Origin of the sequence: Sporosarcina cascadiensis, assembly GCF_009650995.1 — a bacterium.
Lineage (GTDB): Bacteria > Bacillota > Bacilli > Bacillales_A > Planococcaceae > Sporosarcina > Sporosarcina cascadiensis.
Genome location: NZ_WHVV01000029.1, coordinates 1 through 19,582, shown reverse-complemented (window position 1 = coordinate 19,582; position 19,582 = coordinate 1). Strand labels below are relative to the sequence as shown.

At 46.0% G+C, this 19,582-nt stretch carries 20 protein-coding genes, 1 tRNA gene, 1 other RNA gene and 1 other annotated feature; of the genes, 18 read left to right on the top strand and 4 right to left on the bottom strand.

The window, feature by feature from the left end:
- The first annotated feature begins 226 nt into the window (after window positions 1-226).
- From GDZ68_RS17580 to GDZ68_RS17565, 4 genes are all read left to right on the top strand, one after another.
- Entirely contained in the window at window positions 227-376 is a 150-nt protein-coding gene (locus GDZ68_RS17580) for a hypothetical protein (RefSeq protein WP_153723622.1), read from the top strand.
- 151 nt (window positions 377-527) lie between these two features.
- Window positions 528-1,010 (top strand): glutathione peroxidase, encoded by a 483-nt coding sequence (locus GDZ68_RS17575; RefSeq protein WP_153723621.1) that lies wholly within the window; start codon window positions 528-530, stop codon window positions 1,008-1,010.
- Between the two features lie 105 nt (window positions 1,011-1,115).
- Complete coding sequence (guaB, locus tag GDZ68_RS17570) at window positions 1,116-2,582, top strand: IMP dehydrogenase (RefSeq protein ID WP_153723620.1); 1,467 nt, start codon at window positions 1,116-1,118, stop codon at window positions 2,580-2,582.
- A 175-nt stretch (window positions 2,583-2,757) separates the two neighbouring features.
- Window positions 2,758-4,107 carry a serine hydrolase gene (locus tag GDZ68_RS17565; RefSeq protein ID WP_376776834.1) on the top strand — a complete coding sequence of 450 codons (1,350 nt, stop codon included), beginning with the start codon at window positions 2,758-2,760 and terminating at the stop codon, window positions 4,105-4,107.
- A gap of 19 nt (window positions 4,108-4,126) precedes the next feature.
- Here GDZ68_RS17565 and pdxR read toward each other — a convergent pair whose 3' ends face one another.
- Entirely contained in the window at window positions 4,127-5,545 is a 1,419-nt protein-coding gene (gene pdxR / locus GDZ68_RS17560; protein ID WP_153723623.1) for a MocR-like pyridoxine biosynthesis transcription factor PdxR, read from the bottom strand.
- Between the two features lie 100 nt (window positions 5,546-5,645).
- Between pdxR and pdxS the strand changes: the two genes are divergently transcribed.
- The gene (gene pdxS, locus GDZ68_RS17555; RefSeq protein ID WP_153723619.1) at window positions 5,646-6,491 is read left to right on the top strand and encodes a pyridoxal 5'-phosphate synthase lyase subunit PdxS; all 846 of its coding nucleotides are present in this window, start codon (window positions 5,646-5,648) and stop codon (window positions 6,489-6,491) included.
- 89 nt (window positions 6,492-6,580) lie between these two features.
- Window positions 6,581-6,790: a binding site (T-box leader), on the top strand.
- A 103-nt stretch (window positions 6,791-6,893) separates the two neighbouring features.
- Complete coding sequence (gene serS, locus GDZ68_RS17550; protein ID WP_153723618.1) at window positions 6,894-8,177, top strand: serine--tRNA ligase; 1,284 nt, start codon at window positions 6,894-6,896, stop codon at window positions 8,175-8,177.
- Between the two features lie 32 nt (window positions 8,178-8,209).
- Here serS and tadA read toward each other — a convergent pair whose 3' ends face one another.
- Entirely contained in the window at window positions 8,210-8,701 is a 492-nt protein-coding gene (gene tadA / locus GDZ68_RS17545; protein ID WP_153723617.1) for a tRNA adenosine(34) deaminase TadA, read from the bottom strand.
- A gap of 186 nt (window positions 8,702-8,887) precedes the next feature.
- On the opposite strand from tadA, the gene GDZ68_RS17540 reads away from it, so the two are divergent.
- Entirely contained in the window at window positions 8,888-9,535 is a 648-nt protein-coding gene (locus GDZ68_RS17540; RefSeq protein ID WP_153723616.1) for a deoxynucleoside kinase, read from the top strand.
- The gene (locus GDZ68_RS17535) at window positions 9,522-10,181 is read left to right on the top strand and encodes a deoxynucleoside kinase (RefSeq protein ID WP_153723615.1); all 660 of its coding nucleotides are present in this window, start codon (window positions 9,522-9,524) and stop codon (window positions 10,179-10,181) included. The genes GDZ68_RS17540 and GDZ68_RS17535 overlap by 14 nt, the downstream gene beginning before the upstream one ends.
- Window positions 10,182-10,197: 16 nt before the next feature.
- Here GDZ68_RS17535 and GDZ68_RS17530 read toward each other — a convergent pair whose 3' ends face one another.
- Window positions 10,198-11,562 (bottom strand): aspartate kinase, encoded by a 1,365-nt coding sequence (locus GDZ68_RS17530; RefSeq protein ID WP_153723614.1) that lies wholly within the window; start codon window positions 11,560-11,562, stop codon window positions 10,198-10,200.
- Window positions 11,563-11,720: 158 nt separating this feature from the next.
- On the opposite strand from GDZ68_RS17530, the gene GDZ68_RS17525 reads away from it, so the two are divergent.
- From GDZ68_RS17525 to thrB, 3 genes are read left to right on the top strand one after another with little or no spacing between them, the layout of a single operon-like run.
- Complete coding sequence (locus GDZ68_RS17525) at window positions 11,721-13,004, top strand: homoserine dehydrogenase (protein ID WP_153723613.1); 1,284 nt, start codon at window positions 11,721-11,723, stop codon at window positions 13,002-13,004.
- Window positions 13,005-13,010: 6 nt separating this feature from the next.
- A complete protein-coding gene (thrC, locus tag GDZ68_RS17520; protein ID WP_153723612.1) occupies window positions 13,011-14,069 on the top strand; it encodes a threonine synthase in 1,059 nt (352 codons plus the stop codon).
- Window positions 14,069-14,965 carry a homoserine kinase gene (thrB, locus tag GDZ68_RS17515; protein WP_153723611.1) on the top strand — a complete coding sequence of 299 codons (897 nt, stop codon included), beginning with the start codon at window positions 14,069-14,071 and terminating at the stop codon, window positions 14,963-14,965. The genes thrC and thrB overlap by 1 nt, the downstream gene beginning before the upstream one ends.
- 90 nt (window positions 14,966-15,055) lie before the next feature.
- On the opposite strand, the gene GDZ68_RS17510 is transcribed toward thrB, so the two are convergent.
- A tRNA-Ser gene (locus GDZ68_RS17510) sits at window positions 15,056-15,148 on the bottom strand.
- A gap of 149 nt (window positions 15,149-15,297) precedes the next feature.
- Between GDZ68_RS17510 and ffs the strand changes: the two genes are divergently transcribed.
- The 7 genes from ffs to GDZ68_RS17475 all read left to right on the top strand — a co-directional run bounded on the left by ffs (window position 15,298) and on the right by GDZ68_RS17475 (window position 19,488).
- Window positions 15,298-15,564, top strand: an RNA gene (ffs, locus tag GDZ68_RS17505) — signal recognition particle sRNA large type.
- Window positions 15,565-15,678: 114 nt separating this feature from the next.
- Entirely contained in the window at window positions 15,679-16,146 is a 468-nt protein-coding gene (locus tag GDZ68_RS17500) for an S-ribosylhomocysteine lyase (RefSeq protein ID WP_153723610.1), read from the top strand.
- An 86-nt stretch (window positions 16,147-16,232) separates the two neighbouring features.
- Window positions 16,233-17,987 carry a DNA polymerase III subunit gamma/tau gene (gene dnaX / locus GDZ68_RS17495; RefSeq protein WP_153723609.1) on the top strand — a complete coding sequence of 585 codons (1,755 nt, stop codon included), beginning with the start codon at window positions 16,233-16,235 and terminating at the stop codon, window positions 17,985-17,987.
- Window positions 17,988-18,007: 20 nt separating this feature from the next.
- Entirely contained in the window at window positions 18,008-18,328 is a 321-nt protein-coding gene (locus GDZ68_RS17490; protein WP_153723608.1) for a YbaB/EbfC family nucleoid-associated protein, read from the top strand.
- A 14-nt stretch (window positions 18,329-18,342) separates the two neighbouring features.
- Complete coding sequence (recR, locus tag GDZ68_RS17485; RefSeq protein ID WP_153723607.1) at window positions 18,343-18,939, top strand: recombination mediator RecR; 597 nt, start codon at window positions 18,343-18,345, stop codon at window positions 18,937-18,939.
- Between the two features lie 14 nt (window positions 18,940-18,953).
- Window positions 18,954-19,166, top strand: coding sequence for a YaaL family protein (locus tag GDZ68_RS17480; protein ID WP_153723606.1), 213 nt, complete (start codon window positions 18,954-18,956; stop codon window positions 19,164-19,166).
- Between the two features lie 58 nt (window positions 19,167-19,224).
- Window positions 19,225-19,488: a pro-sigmaK processing inhibitor BofA family protein gene (locus tag GDZ68_RS17475; RefSeq protein ID WP_228551162.1), complete on the top strand. Its 264-nt coding sequence runs from the start codon at window positions 19,225-19,227 to the stop codon at window positions 19,486-19,488.
- Window positions 19,489-19,582 lie beyond the last annotated feature (94 nt).

The following is a 19,582-nucleotide window of genomic DNA, read 5'->3' as shown; positions in this document are numbered from 1 at the left end:
CTAAGGCTTGTTTGATCATACATTCCCTTCAAACGCTCCTAGCCTTCTGACCGCTGATCATACACCCTGCGCTCGTGTTTATTCTCTCCCTGCCAGTGATCATGGACCTGCCGTACTTGATCATACACCTTGCGTCTGTGCTCATGGAGAGATAAATCACCCGTTCTCTTGCGCCGGAAACCTGAAGCAGTTTTTCATTGGTTCGGCTGGCTGCAGAGTTGGTTCGGTGGCAGAGGTGTTTGGTTCGCCGGCAGGGTACTATGGTGCGGAAGAAGTTCGCTTTGGTGCGGCAGATACGCAGATTGGTTCGCTGACCGGCATTATTGGCTCGCCTGCAGGCACAATGGATTTCAAGTCCATTCTATTCCATGCTTGAATCAGCGATAAACATATGGCCCTGTCTGGATTCAGGAAGATCTTCCAGCGTTGCTTCAGGGGCAGACACCCAATATTTCGTTGAGACAGGATACTGGGTTTCTTCATGAAATTCAGTTACAGTGAATAAAACGAAACGAGGCGAATCAATTATGACAACTGTTTACGATTTCACCGTAAAAACGACTGGCGGGGAAGAGAAACTGCTGCGGGAATATGAAGGAAAGCCGATGATTATTGTGAATACAGCAAGCAAGTGCGGCTTTACAAAGCAGTTTAAGGAACTCCAGCAAATGTATGAAGAATATAAAGATCAGGGACTTGTGATTCTTGGTTTTCCGTCTGATAACTTCAATAATCAAGAGTTTGATAATATCGATGAAACCGTGGAGTTTTGTCAAATAAATTACGGGGTGTCTTTTCCGATATTCGCAAAAGTTGATGTAAAAGGGGATAAAGCGGAGCCTTTATTCGAATACTTAACAGATCAGCAGAAAGGCGTGCTCACTGAGGGGATTAAATGGAACTTTACAAAGTTTTTAATTGACCGGGACGGGCAGGTTGTTGATCGTTTTGCACCTCAGACGAATCCACTGAAAATGCAGAAGTCAGTTGAAAAATTGCTTGATAAATAATAAGAATAAATAGTTTACGGCGAACTGCCTTGACACGTTTCATTGGCGCTGATAACCTTTTAATAATATTCACTGACAATAGTAATTTTAGGAGGCAGAAAGTTCATGTGGGAATCAAAGTTTTCTCGAGAAGGTCTGACGTTTGATGATGTATTATTGGTGCCGGCTGCATCGGATGTGCTGCCGAAAGATGTTTCAATGTCTGTCAGTTTAACGGAGCAGATTCAGTTGAACATTCCGATTATCAGTGCGGGAATGGATACCGTAACTGAATCCAAGATGGCAATTTCTATGGCTCGCCAAGGCGGGGTGGGTGTGATTCATAAGAATATGAGCATTGAAGAGCAAGCAGAGCAGGTTATTACGGTAAAGCGCTCGGAGAATGGGGTTATTAAGAATCCATTTTTCCTGACCCCGGAACATCAAGTGTTTGATGCAGAGCATTTAATGGGAAAATACCGCATTTCCGGTGTGCCAATTGTGAATAATATGGAGGAGAAGGTACTGGTTGGTATTTTAACGAATCGTGATCTTCGATTTATCCAGGACTATTCAATCCTCATTGATGAAGTTATGACGAAGGAAAAATTAGTGACGGCTCCTGTAGGAACAACTTTAGAAGAAGCAGAGAAAATGCTGCAGCAGTACAAAATCGAGAAACTGCCAATTGTGGATGATAAAGGAATCCTGAATGGTTTGATTACGATTAAAGATATTGAAAAGGTTATTGAGTTCCCGAATGCGGCAAAAGATCAGGCTGGACGTTTGCTGGTCGGAGCAGCTGTTGGGGTAACTGTGGATACAGCTACTCGCGTAGAGAAGCTCGTGCAGGCAGAAGTGGACCTGATCGTAATTGACACAGCTCACGGGCATTCTAAGGGTGTTTTGAATACGGTGAAGGATATCCGTGCACAATACCCTAAACTTGCAATTGTTGCAGGAAATGTAGCGACAGCGGAAGCGGCAGAAGCTCTTTATGAAGCTGGCGCTGATGTAGTGAAAGTCGGCATCGGACCTGGTTCTATCTGTACAACACGTGTAGTTGCGGGTGTCGGAGTACCTCAGATCACTGCGATTTATGAATGCGCCTCAGTGGCACGAAAACTGGGCAAAACAATTATTGCAGACGGCGGTATTAAGTATTCAGGTGATATCGTCAAAGCACTTGCTGCCGGCGGACATGCTGTAATGCTCGGAAGTTTATTGGCAGGTACGACGGAAAGCCCCGGAGAGTCTGAAATATTCCAGGGACGACGCTTCAAAGTATATCGCGGCATGGGTTCTGTTGCAGCGATGGAACAAGGCTCGAAAGACCGTTATTTCCAGGAAGACCAGAAGAAATTGGTACCTGAAGGCATTGAAGGACGCATGCCGTATAAAGGACCCTTGGCAGATACGATTCATCAGCTGGTAGGCGGCATTCGTTCCGGTATGGGGTATTGCGGTTCAAAAGATTTGGAAGCACACCGTGAAAATGCACAGTTCATTCGCATGACCGGGGCAGGCTTGCAGGAAAGCCACCCGCATCAGGTGCAGATCACAAAAGAAGCTCCGAACTACTCTGTACGCTAAGAAGTTGATAGTGATTGGTAGTTAGGTATACGTACCTTCTGCCGATCTTATGTTATTACACCTTTCTTCGTCACTTTTCATGGGCGAAAAGGTGTTTTTTTTAGGATAAAGATACATGAGAAGATGCGAATATGTTACACTGATTTTTGATATTGTCAATACGGGGGTATAATGAGTGAAAAAGGGTACTAGAAGATGGCTGGCAGCGTTGATCGTGCCGATGATGTTATGGATGACAATCGGTGTGAATACGCAGGCGGCAAATGCAGAATCTTCATTGGGGATTCATGTGGACGGAGCAATTTTAATTGACGCGGACAGTGGAAAAGTTTTATATGAAGAGAATGCTGATCAGCCACTTGGAATCGCAAGTATGACGAAGATGATGACAGAATACTTGATGTTTGAGGCACTGGAAGAAGGTACGATTTCCTGGGATCAGGAATATCGCGTGAATGGCTATACATACGCTGTGTCGCAGGATCGCCGTTTGAGCAATGTGCCTCTTCGCCGTGACGGTACGTATACTATCCGTGAACTTTATGAAGCAGTGGCTATTTATTCAGCTAACGCAGCAACGATCGCAATTGCAGAAACGATTGCCGGTACGGAAGCCGAATTCGTGAAACTAATGAATGCCAAGGCGGAAGAGTTCGGATTAAAAGATTATAAATTTGTCAATTCAACTGGTTTAAATAATAAAGAATTGCAGGGCATGCATGCGGCAGGTACGGGAGAGAATGATGAAAATGTCATGCCGGCCCGTTCTGTGGCTAAATTAGCTTATCACTTGCTGAAGGACTATCCGGAAGTGCTGGAAACAACAAAAATCAGCAAGAAGGTATTCCGTGAAGGTACAGATGATGCCATCAGCATGGCTAACTGGAACTTCATGCTGCCTGGACTGGTATATGAATATCCGGGAGTGGACGGACTGAAAACGGGTACGACGGAATTCGCCGGTCATTGCTTTACAGGAACAGCCACACGCGATAATAAGCGGGTGATTGCTGTGGTAATGAATGCGGTGGATACGAAGGGTGTAGGATCATACGAGGCCCGTTTCAATGCTACCCGCGCAATGTTTGACTACGGCTTCAGCCAGTTTTCAGAAACAGAACTTTTACCGGCGGGACACCAATTCAAGAAACAAGAATCGCTTGGTGTCATTAAAGGAAAAGAAAAGAAAGTGGCAATCGCTACAAAAGAACCTGTCAGTATGATGATCCGCAACAGTGATAAAAAAGAATACGAGCCTGAGCTTGTATTGGATGAAAAGCTGGTGAAGGACGGTAAGGTTCAAGCGCCAATTAAAAAAGGCACAGTAATCGGCCATGTGAAATTAGTGAAAAAAGAAGGCTCTGACTATGGCTTTATCGATGGGCAGACAGCGGGCACAGAAGTTGTCACGACAGAAGAAGTGAAGAAAGCAGGCTGGTTCTCTCTTACGATGGGAGCAATCGGTGATTTCTTCGCAAGCGCATGGAAGAGTTCAACTGGTTTTGTAAAAGGATTATTTAATTGACACATAAGAAGCAGCGGACCTACTTAGTAGGCACCGCTGCTTTTTTAATTTTCCATGTTTCAAACAGCGCAAGAATTCCTGACCGGATCTCGTCTTCTGTCAAGCCGCCGAAGCCGATGAGAAACGATGGGTCGGTATGATTCGGTGACACCCGGTAGGTATCAAGACTGCGAATTTTTATCCCGGCCGCCAGTGCTTGGCCGAGCAATTCTTTTTCTGATTCTTCGCTGTGTACATGCAGCAGAATATGCATGCCTGCTTCATCTCCTGTGAATGAAACGTGCGGCTCATACGCTTTGAGCATCTCTGTTAGTGTCTGCATTTTTCGCCGGTAAATTTTCCGCATGCGGTTCAGGTGTCGGGAGAATTGTCCGTCTGCCATAAAGCGTGCAAGAATATGCTGATCGATCCGCGGCACCGATGAGGAATACGGAATGAATGCCTGCCGGTACTTGTCGAGCAGCATCGGCGGCAGCACCATATAGGCAATCCGCATCGACGGCATCAGGGATTTAGTAAAAGTACTAAGGTAAATGACATTTTCACCTTTGTCCATTCCCTGCAAGGAAGGAATCGGGCGTCCGCGATAACGAAATTCACTGTCGTAATCATCTTCAATAATGAAAAATTCCGAATTAGTAGCAGCCCAGTTCAGAAGGGCAGTCCTGCGTGCTGCTGACAGTACTGTACCGGTCGGAAACTGATGAGACGGGGTGACATAAGCTATGGAGGCATCAGAGCGTTGAAGAGCCTTTACATCCATTCCTTCATTATCCACGGCAATGGGAACTGTCTGCCGATAGTTTTCAGAAAATACATGCCGTGTCATCAAGTAGCCAGGGTCTTCAATGGCATAGCGCGCATCCCTGCCAAGTATCCGGATAATCAGCGGCAGTAGCTGCTCTGTGCCGGAACCGATAATGATTTGCTCCGGTATACAGTCGACCCCGCGAGAGTGATATAAATACCGGGCGATTTCCTGCCGCAGTTCCAGGTCGCCGTGCGGATCACCGAGCAGCAATAAATGGGAGTGGGATAAGTCCATAATATCGCGTGCATATTTCCGCCAGGCTGCGAAAGGGAAATGTTCCGTATCGACTGCACCTGCTGAAAAGTCATAATGAATGGGTTCTGCTGCAGCTGCAGCTTGTACGGGCTCTGATTTCATTGGCTGGACGTAAGCGAGCTCTTCAATAGCCTGTACAAAATAACCTTTCCGCGGTTCTGCCGCAATGAAACCTTCTGCAGTCAGCTGGTCATAGGCCATTTCAATGGTAGTCTGGCTGACGTTTAAAAAATCTTCAAGCTGCCGTTTGGAAGGCAGTTTCATACCGACCGGGAATTTTCCACCGATGATGTCCTGCTTTACCTGATTGTATATTTGCTGATAAAGCGGTGTAACAGATTTCTTCTGCAGCTCGATAAAGATCATATCCATCATATTATTCTCCTTCTGACTACTTCATTTAGTGAAGATCTGGCTATTTTCATGTGGTCAATTTCCATTATACTGAAAATATAGAAAAGGGGGAAGGGAAATGAATTTTAGATACGGAGGCGTCATTATGGACGTCATTAATGCAGAACAGGCAAGAATAGCAGAAGCGGCAGGGGCAGTAGCCGTCATGGCATTAGAGCGGGTGCCTTCAGATATCCGGGCGGCGGGTGGTGTGGCGAGAATGGCAGACCCGCGTATTGTGGAAGAAGTACAGCAGGCGGTATCTATTCCGGTCATGGCAAAAGCGCGCATCGGGCATATTTCGGAAGCGCGTGTACTGGAGTCGCTCGGCGTAGACTTTATAGATGAAAGTGAAGTGCTGACACCGGCTGATGACGAATTTCATTTGCTGAAGAGTGAGTTTAAGGTGCCATTCGTCTGTGGTGCCCGTAATTTAGGAGAAGCGGCCCGCCGTTTAGGGGAAGGGGCGAAAATGCTGCGGACAAAAGGGGAGCCGGGAACGGGTAATATTGTCGAAGCTGTACGTCATTTGCGTATGATTAATGCACAGGTCAATAAAGTGGTGCATATGAGCAAAGATGAGCTGATGACAGAAGCCCGCAATCTTGGTGCATCGTATGAAGTTCTGCTGGCGATAAGAGAAACCGGACGTCTGCCGGTTGTAAATTACTCAGCCGGCGGTGTGGCGACTCCGGCTGACGCTGCCTTGATGATGGAACTGGGAGCAGACGGTGTATTTGTCGGTTCGGGAATTTTCAAATCAGAAAATCCGGAAGCTTTCGCCCGTGCGATTGTACAGGCGACAGAAAACTTCAAGGACTACAGTTTGGTGGCGGAGCTGTCTAAAGGAATCGGCACGCCAATGAAAGGCTTGGATATTTCCAAGCTTGCGGAAAGTGAATTAATGGCCATCCGCAGTTCCTGATTAGAGGAAACTCCCTGTGTGTATGCAGGGAGCCTTCGTTCTTTACTTGATTAATCACAGACATATAGTATAATGAGAATAATTTCATACACATCACGATGATAGGAAGCAGTAGCAAATGTGTTTTTTCTAAGAGAGCCGGCAAATGGTGAGAACCGGTAAAAGGCCGTTGTGAATCCGTCCTGGAGCAGCAGAACTGAAAGCAGTAGGTTCTTGCCGGTCAGTTGAGCCGATATCTCAAACAAGTGGGCTTTTTCAAGTCAATTTGGGTGGCAACGCGGGTAGTTCTCGTCCCTTCTTTTATAGGGGATGGAGGGCTTTTTTTATTTGTATTCGGCTAAGAACCGTATTCATGACAGGACCAAACTGGTGATGTGAAATAATTATTAGGAGGCGATTTGCATGTTGGACAGTAAAGTATTGCGTTCAAATTATGAAGAAGTAAAGGAAAAACTCAGTAAACGGGGCGAAGACTTAACGGACTTCGAAAAGTTCGGCGGGCTGGATGAAAGGCGCCGTCAGATTCTATCTAAAGTGGAAGTTCTGAAAGCAGAGCGCAACGAAGTTTCTCAGCAAGTTGCACAAATGAAGCGCAACAAAGAGAATGCAGATGAAGTCATCGCGAAAATGCGCGAAGTCGGAGAAGAAATCAAAGAATACGATACAGAGCTTGCGAAAGTCGAAGAAGAACTGAATCATGTCGTCATGAGTATTCCAAATATCCCACATGACAGTGTGCCGGTCGGTGACAGTGAAGACGATAATGTAGAAGTCCGCACATGGGGTGAGAAGCCGGCGTTCGATTTTGAACCGAAGCCGCATTGGGAAATCGGCACAGACTTGCAGCTGCTTGATTTTGAACGTGCCGCAAAAGTAACGGGCAGCCGTTTCGTATTTTATCGCGGTCTGGGTGCCCGGCTTGAGCGGGCATTGATCAACTTCATGATGGACCTTCATCAAGATCAGCACGGCTATGAAGAAATGCTTCCGCCTTATTTGGTGAACCGTGCGAGCCTGACGGGTACAGGGCAGCTTCCGAAGTTTGAGGAAGATGCATTCTTAATTGAAGAAGAAGACTACTTCCTGATTCCGACGTCAGAAGTGCCGGTAACGAATTTTTACCGCGATGAAATTTTAGACGGAGCAAAACTGCCGCAGGCTTTCGCAGCATACAGCACAAATTTCCGTTCTGAAGCAGGTTCTGCGGGCCGTGATACACGCGGGTTGATTCGTCAGCATCAGTTCAATAAAGTGGAGCTGGTACGTTTCGTCAAGCCGGAAGATTCTTATGATGAGCTGGAAAAATTAACAGGACATGCTGAGCGTGTTTTGCAGCTTCTTGAATTGCCGTACCGTGTTCTAAAAATGTGTACAGCGGATTTAGGATTCACAGCTGCCAAGAAGTACGACTTGGAAGTATGGATTCCAACGCAGAATGTCTACCGTGAAATTTCCTCTTGTTCAAACTTTGAAGATTTCCAGGCACGGCGCGCTTCTATCCGTTTCCGCCGTGAAGCAGGAGCAAAGCCTGAATATGTTCATACACTGAACGGCAGCGGTTTGGCTGTAGGCCGTACAGTAGCTGCTATCTTGGAAAACTACCAGCAGGAAGACGGTTCAGTCGTGATTCCAGAAGTATTGCGTCCATATATGGGCGGAAAAGAAAAAATCGAAGCACCAAAATAACAATAAGGAAGCCTGCCGCAAAGTGAATTAACTCACTCTTGCCGGCCGGCTTCCTTCTTTGCTTCTTTTCGTTTTTGGCGAAGTGCACGGAAGAAATCCGTCAGTATCCGGCCGCAATCCTCTGCCAGTATGCCTTCTGTTACTTCACACTGATGATTGAACCGTTCATCGTTCAGCAAGTGATAAAAAGTATGGACACAGCCGCCTTTTGGATCCCGTGCACCGTATACAACACGTGGAATCCGGGATTGTAAAATGGCGCCTGCACACATAGGGCAGGGTTCCAGTGTGACGTATAAAACAGTATCTTCCAATCGCCAGCTGCCAATCGTTTCACACGCCTGCTGAATGGCAGTTAGCTCTGCATGCGTTACAGCATTTTGTGATGTTTCACGGAGGTTATGTGCCCGCGCGATCACTTGTCCGTCATGTACGATAACTGCGCCGATAGGTACCTCATGCAGTTCTGCTGCCATCTGCGCTTCTTCCAATGCCAAACGCATATAGTATTGATCATCTTTCATCTGTTTGTTCACTCCTTATGAACAGTTTAGCATGTAGAAAACAAAATAGAAATTGCCATTGTTCCACGTGAAACATTAGAATATCCAGCATCCAATGAATACAAATCTGTCTCCATTATTTATCATGGCATACTGCTGAATATGCTAAAATAGAACATGCAACTATATCGGAAGGGTGATTACTACGTGTTTGTACCATTCATTGCTGTAGAAGGGCCCATCGGTGCAGGAAAGACGACACTGACTGCAGCGATTGCCGAGACATTCAGCTATCAAAAGCTGCAGGAAATCAGCAGTGAAAATCCTTTTTTGGATCAATTTTATCAGGACAGAGAGAAGTGGAGCTTCCAAACAGAAATGTTTTTTCTCTGCAATCGATATGAACAATTAAAACAAATCAATAAAGACTATATATCGGCTGGTATCCCAGTCGTGGCGGATTATCATGTTTTCAAAAATATGCTATTTGCCCAACGCACGTTAGAAACACAGGACTTTGCCAAGTATAAAGAAATATACCGTATTTTGACGACGGATTTACCGATGCCGAATATCGTCATTTCATTGTCTGCATCGCTGTCCGTCCTGCAGGAACGTATTGATCAGCGCGGCCGTTCGTATGAGGCAGATATGGATTTGGATTATTTGCAGCAGCTCTCCGATGACTACCGTTCGTACATACCGGAATTTGAGCAGACACATCCTGACATCTCTGTGCTTCATATAGATGGAAATCAAATGGACTTTGTCCGAAATAAAGAAGATATGAAGACGATACTCGCCCGGATTGAAGCGGCGGTACAGGAAGGTATGAAACTGAATGAAATCACATGAAATCCCAATGAACAGTGTTTTTGCAGTGGCGGGCATGGTAGGGGCAGGGAAGTCCACGATGACTCAAGCCCTGGCCTCACGTCTAGGTTTTCAGGCATCTTTTGAAAATGTGGCGGAGAATCCGTATTTGGAGCGTTTTTACAGTGACTTTGAACGCTGGAGTTTTCATTTGCAAATATTCTTCTTAGCGGAACGCTTTAAGGAGCAAAAACGGATTTTTGAAGATGGCGGCGGCTTCGTTCAGGATCGTTCAATTTATGAAGATGTAGGAATTTTTGCGAAGATGCACGCTGATGAAGGAACGATGGATCCTGTCGATTACGCGACCTATCTCGAATTGTATGACGCAATGGTGATGACTCCTTATTTCCCGCATCCGGACGCATTAATCTATTTAGAAGGTTCATTAGTATCAATTTTGGAACGTATTGAAAAACGGGGCAGGGATATGGAACTGCAGACCTCCCGCAGCTATTGGGAAGAGATGTATCATCGCTACGAGAGTTGGATTTCTACATTTACAGCTTGTCCGGTTATTCGTTTAAACATTGAGAACTATGATTTACTTGAAAATGAGCAGGATATTGACCTGATCATCGAGAGAATAGCAGCTGTCATCAAAAAAGAGACGGCATCCGGTAACTGATGCCGTCTTCTGTCTATCAATGAGCAGGAACTTCTGAGAAAAATTCTTTATACAGTTCGCGAAGCACAAGGTTTTCATCCTGTTCCTGAATACCGAACACCAAACTGACTTCTGATGAACCTTGATTGATCATTTCGATATTGGCGCCTGTTCTTGCAATGGCAGATGCTGCGCGTGCGGCTAAGCCTCTTGTATGGCGCATGCCTTCTCCAACGAGTACGACCATGGAATAGTCTTTTTGGAAGTGTACATCGTCGGGATGTAATTCCTGTTCGATGCGAGATATGATACGAGCTTCCTTTTCTTCACACAAATGCTCACTCTTGATAATGACGGACAAGTTGTCGATTCCGGAAGGCGTATGTTCGTAAGGAATCTCTTCTTCTTCCAAGATCTGCAGCAAGTGACGCCCGAAACCGATTTCGAGGTTCATCAAATATTTATCGACGAATAAAGTGGAAAACCCTTTATCTGCCGCGATGCCGACAACCGGCTGAATCGTGTTATCACGGTTTCGCAAAATCATTGTACCTGGAGCACTCGGGTTATTTGTATTCTTGATGCAGACAGGAATCGAGTGACGGAATGCAGGAACCAATGCTTCTTCATGAAAGACAGAGAAGCCGGCGTATGCCAATTCACGCATTTCACGGTACGTTACGGTTTCGATTGCACGGGGGTTTTCAATAATCGTTGGATTTGCCGCGAAAACGGAATCCACGTCAGTGAAATTTTCATAAAGTTCTGCGTTTGTTGCTGCAGCTAACAGTGCACCTGTAATGTCGGATCCGCCGCGGTTGAATGTACGTAATGTTCCGTCTTCTGTATAGCCAAAAAAGCCCGGGAATACGATAATTTCATTACGGTCGCGAAGCTTAGAAAGTTTTGCGTTTCCTTCAGGCAGTGCGCGAACTCGTTCGGGGCGGTGATTGACCAGCAATCCGCCTTCGCGGGGATTAACATACTCTGCCTGCATTCCGATATGACGAAAATAGGCAGCAATTAATTTGGCATTATTGTCTTCACCCGCAGCTTTCAGACTGTCAATGTAGAGAGCCTCGTCAGATTGATCTTTCTTCAGACGTCTAATTATATCCTGCTCGATTACTTGGGAAATTTCTTCATCCATACCAAGCCCCCTTGCAATCTCGTGATAACGGCAGACCACTTTCTGCAATGCCTCGTCTGTATCTTTACCAGCCAGCGATGTGTCGGCAAGTTCAATAAGAAGGTCAGTTACTTTAATATCGTCTGAAGACCGTTTTCCCGGTGCTGAGACGACAACAATTTTTCTTGCCGGGTCTGAGGCGACAATATCAACTACTTTACGGATTTGTTCTGCGGATGCGACGGACGTCCCGCCAAATTTACAAACTTTCATTAATTACCAGATCCTATTCTAATTTAAGATTATCTTTCTATTATTTTTAGAAGATTCATGAAAACGGGTTGTTATTAAAGGCAGAATTCTCTATAATTGTCCTTATACGAAGAACGATTGTTTTTTCATAGTGTACATATAGTTAGGAGAATCGTCAAATGAAAAATGAAATTAATATTGGTCTGCTAGGTTACGGAGTCGTAGGAAGCGGCGTGGCAACCATTTTGCATAACCATCAGGAAGACTTGCGGCATAAGCTTGGAGTTCCCGTATCAATTAAAAAGGTAGTAGTGAAAAACTTAGACAAAAAACGCAATGGCGTCATACCGAAAGAAATGTTCACCACCTCGCTGGATGAGGTGCTTGATGATCCTGAAATCGATTTGGTCATTGAAGTAACGGGCGGTTCATCTGAGGCGATCCGCCGTTCATTGGAAGCGGGCAAAGGTGTTGTGACAGCAAACAAGGACGTGATGGCTGAATCAGGACCTGAACTGCTGAAGCTGGCAGATGAAAAAAAATGCGACTTATTATATGAAGCGAGTGTCGGCGGTGGCATCCCGTTGATCCGTACTTTAGAAGACGGATTGGCATCCGACCGGATCACTGCACTGACAGGGATTGTCAACGGAACGACTAACTTCATTCTAACAAAGATGAAGGATGAAAATAAGACATATGAAGACGCATTGGCAGAAGCAACAGAATTAGGCTTTGCGGAAGCAGATCCTTCTGCAGATGTGGATGGGCTGGACGCAGCGCGTAAGATGGTCATTCTGGCGTCTTTGTCATTCTCTACAGAAGTGCATATTGATGACGTATTTATTCGCGGTTTGAAAGAAATTAAAGATGGAGATCTGCAGCTTGCCGAGCAGTTTGGCTATACAATTAAAATGACCGGATCTGCAAAGAAGGATGAAGACGGAATTGAAGTGGCTGTAGAGCCTGTGTTCGTACCAAATACTCACCCGCTTGCAACCGTCAATAATGAATTTAACGCAGTATACGTATATAGTGATGCAGTAGGCGAGACAATGTTCTACGGACCTGGCGCAGGCTCGTTGCCGACAGCTACCTCTATAACGGGTGATGTAGTGGCGGCATGCCGCAATATATTGCTTGGCGTCAACGGCAAGAGAGAGCATGCACCGCAGTATGAGCGCCAGGTAAAAACAGATGATCAGAAGTTTGCACGCTATTTCCACCGCATCACAGTTCGTGATGAAGTAGGAGTATTAACAGAGCTGACATCGATTTACAGTCACCATAAAGCAAGCCTGGCTACAGTCGTTCAGGATTCTGAAATCCATGAAGAAGGTGCAGACTTGGTTTTCATTACACATAAGATTTCACGTCAGCAGCATCTAGATATTTTACAAGACTTAAAAGAGACACCAGCGGTCATTGACATTTCCAGTCATTACCGGGTGGAAGGAGAATAATTGATTATGAGAAGATGGAACGGATTGATCGAAGAATATAAAGAGTGGCTGCCGGTCACAGAGAATACACCTGCACTGACATTGCAGGAAGGGAACACACCTTTGATTTACCTGGAAAACCTTTCAAAGCAATGGGGAATTAATCTCTATGTAAAAACAGAAGGTACAAATCCAACAGGTTCATTCAAAGACCGCGGAATGGTGATGGCGGTTGCGAAAGCAAAAGAAGAAGGAAAAACAGCATTGATCTGTGCCTCAACTGGCAATACATCTGCTGCAGCGGCGGCCTACGGTGCGCGTGCGGGGATGCGTACGATTGTTGTAATTCCGGAAGGACGCATCGCGCTCGGTAAATTAGCGCAGGCAAAAATGTACGGAGCAGAAATCGTGGCGATCGAAGGAAACTTTGACGAAGCGCTACGTATGGTCCGTGAACTTGGCGAAGGAAAAATCGCATTGGTAAACTCTGTGAATCCTTACCGTTTAGAAGGACAGAAGACGGTAGCATTCGAAGCAATCGAGCAGCTTGGAAAAGTTCCGGATATCTTCGCATTGCCTGTCGGGAATGCAGGAAATATCTCGGCTGCATGGAAAGGCTTCAAAGAGTATGCCGAGAAAAAAGGCACAGGCACGCCAAAGCTATTGGGTGTACAGGCAGACGGTGCGGCGCCGATCGTTTATGACCGTGTATTTGAAGAGCCTGAAACAGTGGCGACGGCAATCCGTATCGGTAATCCGGCCAGCTGGCATTTAGCGACTCAGGCATTAGAAGAATCCGGTGGCGATATCCTGTCTGCTACAGATGAAGAGATCCTGGAAGCATACCAATTACTTGCTGCAACAGACGGAATCTTCGCAGAACCTGCTTCTTGCGCAACGATCGCAGGGATTAAAAAGCGTCTAGATGCCGGACTGATTGAAAAAGGCACAACGATTGTCGGGATTCTAACGGGTAACGGTCTGAAAGATCCTGAGACGGCGATCAACGTAAACTCTGACAAGCCATTAATGACGAATGAACAGTTCGATAACTTCTTGAAAGAATTGAAAGAGGGGAACGACTAATGACAGAAGCCGGTTTTTCAGTGACCGTGCCAGCCACTACGGCGAATCTCGGACCCGGCTTCGATCATTTAGGTCTTGCCCTTTCACTTAAAATGACTATAGAAGCAACACCGGCTCCAGCCTGGCATCTTCAATATCAGGATAAAGAATATGCCTCCCTGCCGACAGATGAAACGAATCTGATCGTGCAGACCATCCAGCAGACTGCTGCGCGTTATGATCAGACAGCTGCGCCGCAAAAACTTGTTATCTACTCGGATATTCCGTTGGGAAAGGGTCTCGGAAGCAGTGCAACGGCGATTGCCGCCGGGATTGAGATTGCGAATGAACTTTCTGATTTGCAGCTGTCGAAGCTCGAGAAACTCCGCATCGGCAGTGAGATGGAGGGACATGCAGACAACGTCACAGCTGCATTGCTCGGGGGAATGACGGTTTCTTACTTCACTGAAGAAGAAATGGAAGTCCTGACTTTTCCGGCACCGCCGATTGGTGTAGTGATCATGGTTCCGCCAGTTGCTCTGAAAACAGAAGCTTCCCGCGGGCTGCTTCCAGAGTATCTGACACATAAAGAGGCGATTCGGGGTAGTGCGGCGGGCAGTTTAATGACGGCTGCGATTGCAAATTCGGACTGGGTTACAGCAGGAAGAATGATGGAACGCGATATTTATCATGAACCATACCGGAAAATCGGTTTTCCCGACTTCGATGAAATTCGTTCAGCATGTCATGAAATCGGTGCATACGGCATGACGATCAGTGGAGCGGGGCCATCTCTGTTCATCGCGGTTCCGCCTGAAACGGAGCAGCAAGTGGCAGCTTTACTGGATCAGCGCTTTCCGCACTATCAGGCAATTGCCATGCAGCCGGCAGAAGATGGCGCATGCATTACAAAATAAAAACAGCATCCGGACACTTTCCCGGATGCTGTTTCTGTTTATAAGCAATAAAAAAACGTTACATCAAGTAACGTGCAGTGTCTAAAAATATGGCGGAGGAAGAGGGATTCGAACCCCCGCGGGCTTTAACACCCCTGTCGGTTTTCAAGACCGATCCCTTCAGCCGGGCTTGGGTATTCCTCCGTATTGGACAAGTAATACTATATCACGTTATGAAAAACGTGTCAACCGTTAACTATTAAGTTTTTTTATTTCACAAATGAAAAGCGATCTGCCATAAATCGCAAAGAAAAATTTGATTTTCATTCGCTGAATCCGTATAATAAGAAATGCCGTGCTAGGTGGGGAATTAGCGGTGCCCTGTAACTTGCAATCCGCTCTAGCAAGACTGAATTCCTTTTCTGAGGCTGTCCGTATGTAGGGTCTGCCTCTTGCACGTAGTGTTGACGTCTGGGTCCTGCGCAATGGGAACCCATGAATCATGTCAGGTCCGGAAGGAAGCAGCATTAAGTGGACTCTCTCATGTGCCGCGGGGCAGCCTAGTCCGAGCCAACGACAAGAGTAACGCTTATGTGCGGCAGTCGAAGAAAGGTGCACGGCTTTAATTAAACAATTCACTCGTCCGTTTTCAGAATGGACGAGTTTTTTATGTCTTCGAAATGGTGTATACTTCGAATGAGAACGTATTCAATGATAAAAGGGAGCGATTTACAATGGCGGAGAAACAAATGAACGTAGAAAGTTTTAATTTGGATCATACGAAAGTGAAAGCACCTTACATTCGATTAGCGGGAACTTCAGAAGGTATAAACGGAGATAAAATTTATAAATACGATATGCGTTTTTGCCAGCCGAATAAAGAGCATATGGATATGCCTTCTATTCATTCGCTTGAGCATATGATGGCGGAATTCAGCCGTGACCATTCGGATAAGATTGTTGATATCAGTCCGATGGGGTGCCAGACGGGCTATTATCTGGCAGTTATCAATCACGAAGATTACGAGGATGTCCTTTCTATAGTAGAGAAGACGCTGAATGACGTGTTAACAGCGACAGAAGTGCCTGCCTGCAATGAAGTGCAGTGCGGATGGGCAGCTAGCCACAGTCTAGAAGGTGCAAAGGAATTGGCACGCAATATGCTGGCTAAAAAAGATGAGTGGACAGAAGTTTTTGCGTAAAATCAACAAGAGTTTATCAAGCTGAACAAATGATTTATATGCTATAATAGAAGTATTATGCAATTGGAGAAAAGGGGGAAACGCAGTTGATTTATCAAGCATTATATCGTGCTTACCGACCGCAGGCTTTTAGTGAAATGTCCGGTCAGCAGGCAATCAAGCAAACACTGCAGAATACCCTTCTCCATCAGAAGACAACTCACGCCTATTTATTTTCAGGCCCGCGCGGAACAGGGAAGACCAGTGCGGCGAAGATTTTTGCAAAAGCACTGAACTGTGAAAATGGACCGGCGGCGGAGCCTTGCAATGAATGTGAGACGTGCAGAAGCATTACGGAAGGTTCGAATACTGATGTAACCGAGTTTGACGCAGCTTCTAATTCACGAGTGGAAGAAATCCGCGACATTATTGAACGTGTGCATGTCGCACCTTCCAATGCGCGTTTCAAAGTGTATATCATTGATGAAGTGCATATGCTTTCGAACTCAGCGTTTAACGCGCTGCTGAAAACTCTGGAAGAACCGCCTGCTCACGTCGTATTCATACTGGCGACGACAGAGTCCCATAAACTGCCTCTGACTATTATATCGAGATGTCAGCGTTTTGACTTCAAGCCGATTACCGCAGCAGAAATAATGGACCGGATGAAGCAAGTGCTGAGTGATATTGACGTGAAGGCGGAAGACGGTGCGCTGCGCGCGATTGCCCAGGCGGCGACCGGCGGTATGCGGGATGCGTTGAGTATGCTCGATCAGGCGATTTCATTCAGCGGAGAAGAATTGACGACTGATGATGCTTTGCTTGTAACCGGAGCGATCGGTGAAGAAATCTTTTATCAGCTTGCACAGGCGATTCAGGCGAAAGATGCGGGAACTGCGCTTTCCTTGCTGCATCGATTGATTGCGGAAGGAAAAGATGTCGGCAGACTGGCAGAAGACATGATCACATTTTTCCGTGACATACTGCTGCTTGGCACAGCACCGGAGCTGACAGACCTGCTCGAATTAATTTCGGACGGCGGGAAGTTCCAAGAGCTTGCGCAGGCGTTTCATTCGGAAGAACTGTACCGATATATTGATATTCTGTCGAAAACTCAGCAGGAAATGCGATTCTCGAATCACGGCAAAGTGTATGTCGAGTCCGCCTTACTGAAGATGATTCATTCAGGAGGACAGCAACAGGCAGTGTCAAGCCAGCCGGCAGATCCGGAAATGTCTCAAAAGCTTGCTGTTTTGGAACAGACCGTACGGCAGCTGCAGCAGCAACTGGCGGCAGGACCTGTCCAACAGGCAAGTGCAGAGCCGCAGACACCGGCAAGAAGGGCGGCTTCAAGTGCTTCCAGATCGGCCAAAGTACCGACAGGGAAAATTGTCGAGGTCTTGAAGGCAGCAACCAAACCTGATATCCAGATGATCCGGGAACAATGGGCAGGCATGATGCAGAATCTGCAAAGATCGCATGCTGCGCTCTTAGATGATGCTGAACCGGTAGCGGCATCTGAGACGGCGTTTGTGTTAAAATTCAAATACGAAATTCATTGCTTGATGGCATCTGAACACGCAACTCTTCAGGCGGACTTGTCTACTGCTTTGCTGCGGATGACGGGGAAAGGCTACGAAGTGATTTATGTGGCGGAAGAGAGCTGGCTGAAGGTTCGTCAGGATTTCATTCAGAAAAACGGGCTGGCCAGTCAGCAAAATCCGGACACCTCTTCGCCAAGTGCTGCAGAGCAGCCTGCTTCTGCCTTTATGGAAGAAGTAACGCTGGAAGAAGCCGATCCGTTCGTAGCGGAAGCGGAAAGATTGTTTGGCAAAGACTTTATTACAATAGAAGATGATTGAATTACTAAGGAGGAATTAGGATGCGCGGAATGGGAAATATGCAAGGTATGATGAAGCAAATGCAGAAGATGCAAAAGAAGATGGCAGAAGCACAGGAAAACTTAGGTGAAGAACGGATGGAAGGAACAGCTGGCGGCGGTATGGTGAAAGTCATCGTATCCGGTCACAAGGAAGTTCTGGAAGTCATCATCGATCCGGAAGCAGTTGATCCGGAAGACGTAGAAATCCTGCAAGACCTGATTGTTATCGCTACTAATGAGGCAATTGCAAAAGCAGAAGAAATCACGAACTCCACAATGGGCCAATTTACTAAAGGAATGAACTTGCCTGGGATGTTCTAGGAGGCGGTATAGCAATGCATTATCCTGAACCTATATCAAAATTAATGGATAGCTTTATGAAACTGCCAGGTATCGGCCCGAAAACTGCGGGCCGGCTGGCGTTTTTTGTATTAAGTATGAAGGAAGATACTGTACTCGATTTTGCAAAGGCATTGGTGGATGCGAAGCGGAATCTCCAATTCTGTTCAGTGTGCGGACACATTACAGACATCGATCCCTGCTATATCTGTCAAGATCAATCGCGTGACCGTACAACAATCTGCGTAGTGCAGGATCCGAAAGATGTGATCGCCATGGAAAAGATGCGTGATTACCGCGGTTTATATCACGTGCTGCAGGGGGCAATCTCTCCGATGGACGGCATTGGGCCTGAAGATATCAACGTACCAAGTTTATTGACCAGACTCCAGGATGAAGAAGTACAGGAACTGATCCTTGCAACAAACCCTACTATAGAAGGGGAAGCTACCGCGATGTATATTTCACGCCTTGTTAAACCATCCGGGATCACGACTACACGCATCGCGCATGGTCTGCCGGTCGGCGGTGATTTAGAGTATGCAGACGAGGTCACGCTTTCAAGAGCATTGGAAGGCCGTCGCGAACTGTAAGGAGTGTGGGGAAAATGTTCAGTAAAAAGAACAAACTGAAAAAAGAGTTTGATGAGAGTCTTCATGCACTTATGATAGAAGCAAAAGAAGATTGGGAACGTGCAAGAGAAGTTGAAAGCTATGTGAGTGATTATGATGAAAGCGTTCTGGCACAGCGCAAAATAGCGGAATGCAAATACTTTTATCTATTCAGGGAAGCCAAGATTCGCAATTTAGGGAACAAGTGAACTAAAAGACAGCAGAAACGCATATAGTTAACTATCTATGATAGAAAGGGCGTTTTCTGTGAAGTTTTTAGTCATTGCAATGATTGGTGCTGTGTTATTAATTCTATTGCGGATGAATAAAGGTGCATTGGAAAAAGGTATGGAGCGTCTGTCGGTTTTTTGGTTCCGGCTGGCTTTTGCATTCTTTGTTCTCTTCTTAATGAATATAGCTGGTGGTTTTATTGGCATCTATGTACCGGTCAATATTGCATCGGGTGTGATTCTGGCAGTATTAGGAGTACCTGGATTCGCGGCACTGTGCGGTTTCGCTATTCTTTTTTAAAAAGAATAGCGAAAGTACTTGCATTATAAAAAGAACGATGGTATATTAATAAGCGTCGCATTTGCAAGACAGCTACTCAGCTGAAAAAACACTT

Coding starts and splice junctions, on each gene's coding strand:
- GDZ68_RS17575 (WP_153723621.1), top strand. CDS start 528: ATGACAACTGTTTACGATTTCACCGTAAAAACGACTGGCGGGGAAGAG.
- guaB (WP_153723620.1), top strand. CDS start 1,116: ATGTGGGAATCAAAGTTTTCTCGAGAAGGTCTGACGTTTGATGATGTA.
- pdxR (WP_153723623.1), bottom strand. CDS start 5,545: ATGGATATGATCTTTATCGAGCTGCAGAAGAAATCTGTTACACCGCTT.
- pdxS (WP_153723619.1), top strand. CDS start 5,646: ATGAATTTTAGATACGGAGGCGTCATTATGGACGTCATTAATGCAGAA.
- serS (WP_153723618.1), top strand. CDS start 6,894: ATGTTGGACAGTAAAGTATTGCGTTCAAATTATGAAGAAGTAAAGGAA.
- tadA (WP_153723617.1), bottom strand. CDS start 8,701: ATGAAAGATGATCAATACTATATGCGTTTGGCATTGGAAGAAGCGCAG.
- GDZ68_RS17535 (WP_153723615.1), top strand. CDS start 9,522: ATGAAATCACATGAAATCCCAATGAACAGTGTTTTTGCAGTGGCGGGC.
- GDZ68_RS17530 (WP_153723614.1), bottom strand. CDS start 11,562: ATGAAAGTTTGTAAATTTGGCGGGACGTCCGTCGCATCCGCAGAACAA.
- GDZ68_RS17525 (WP_153723613.1), top strand. CDS start 11,721: ATGAAAAATGAAATTAATATTGGTCTGCTAGGTTACGGAGTCGTAGGA.
- thrC (WP_153723612.1), top strand. CDS start 13,011: ATGAGAAGATGGAACGGATTGATCGAAGAATATAAAGAGTGGCTGCCG.
- thrB (WP_153723611.1), top strand. CDS start 14,069: ATGACAGAAGCCGGTTTTTCAGTGACCGTGCCAGCCACTACGGCGAAT.
- GDZ68_RS17500 (WP_153723610.1), top strand. CDS start 15,679: ATGGCGGAGAAACAAATGAACGTAGAAAGTTTTAATTTGGATCATACG.
- GDZ68_RS17490 (WP_153723608.1), top strand. CDS start 18,008: ATGCGCGGAATGGGAAATATGCAAGGTATGATGAAGCAAATGCAGAAG.
- recR (WP_153723607.1), top strand. CDS start 18,343: ATGCATTATCCTGAACCTATATCAAAATTAATGGATAGCTTTATGAAA.
- GDZ68_RS17480 (WP_153723606.1), top strand. CDS start 18,954: ATGTTCAGTAAAAAGAACAAACTGAAAAAAGAGTTTGATGAGAGTCTT.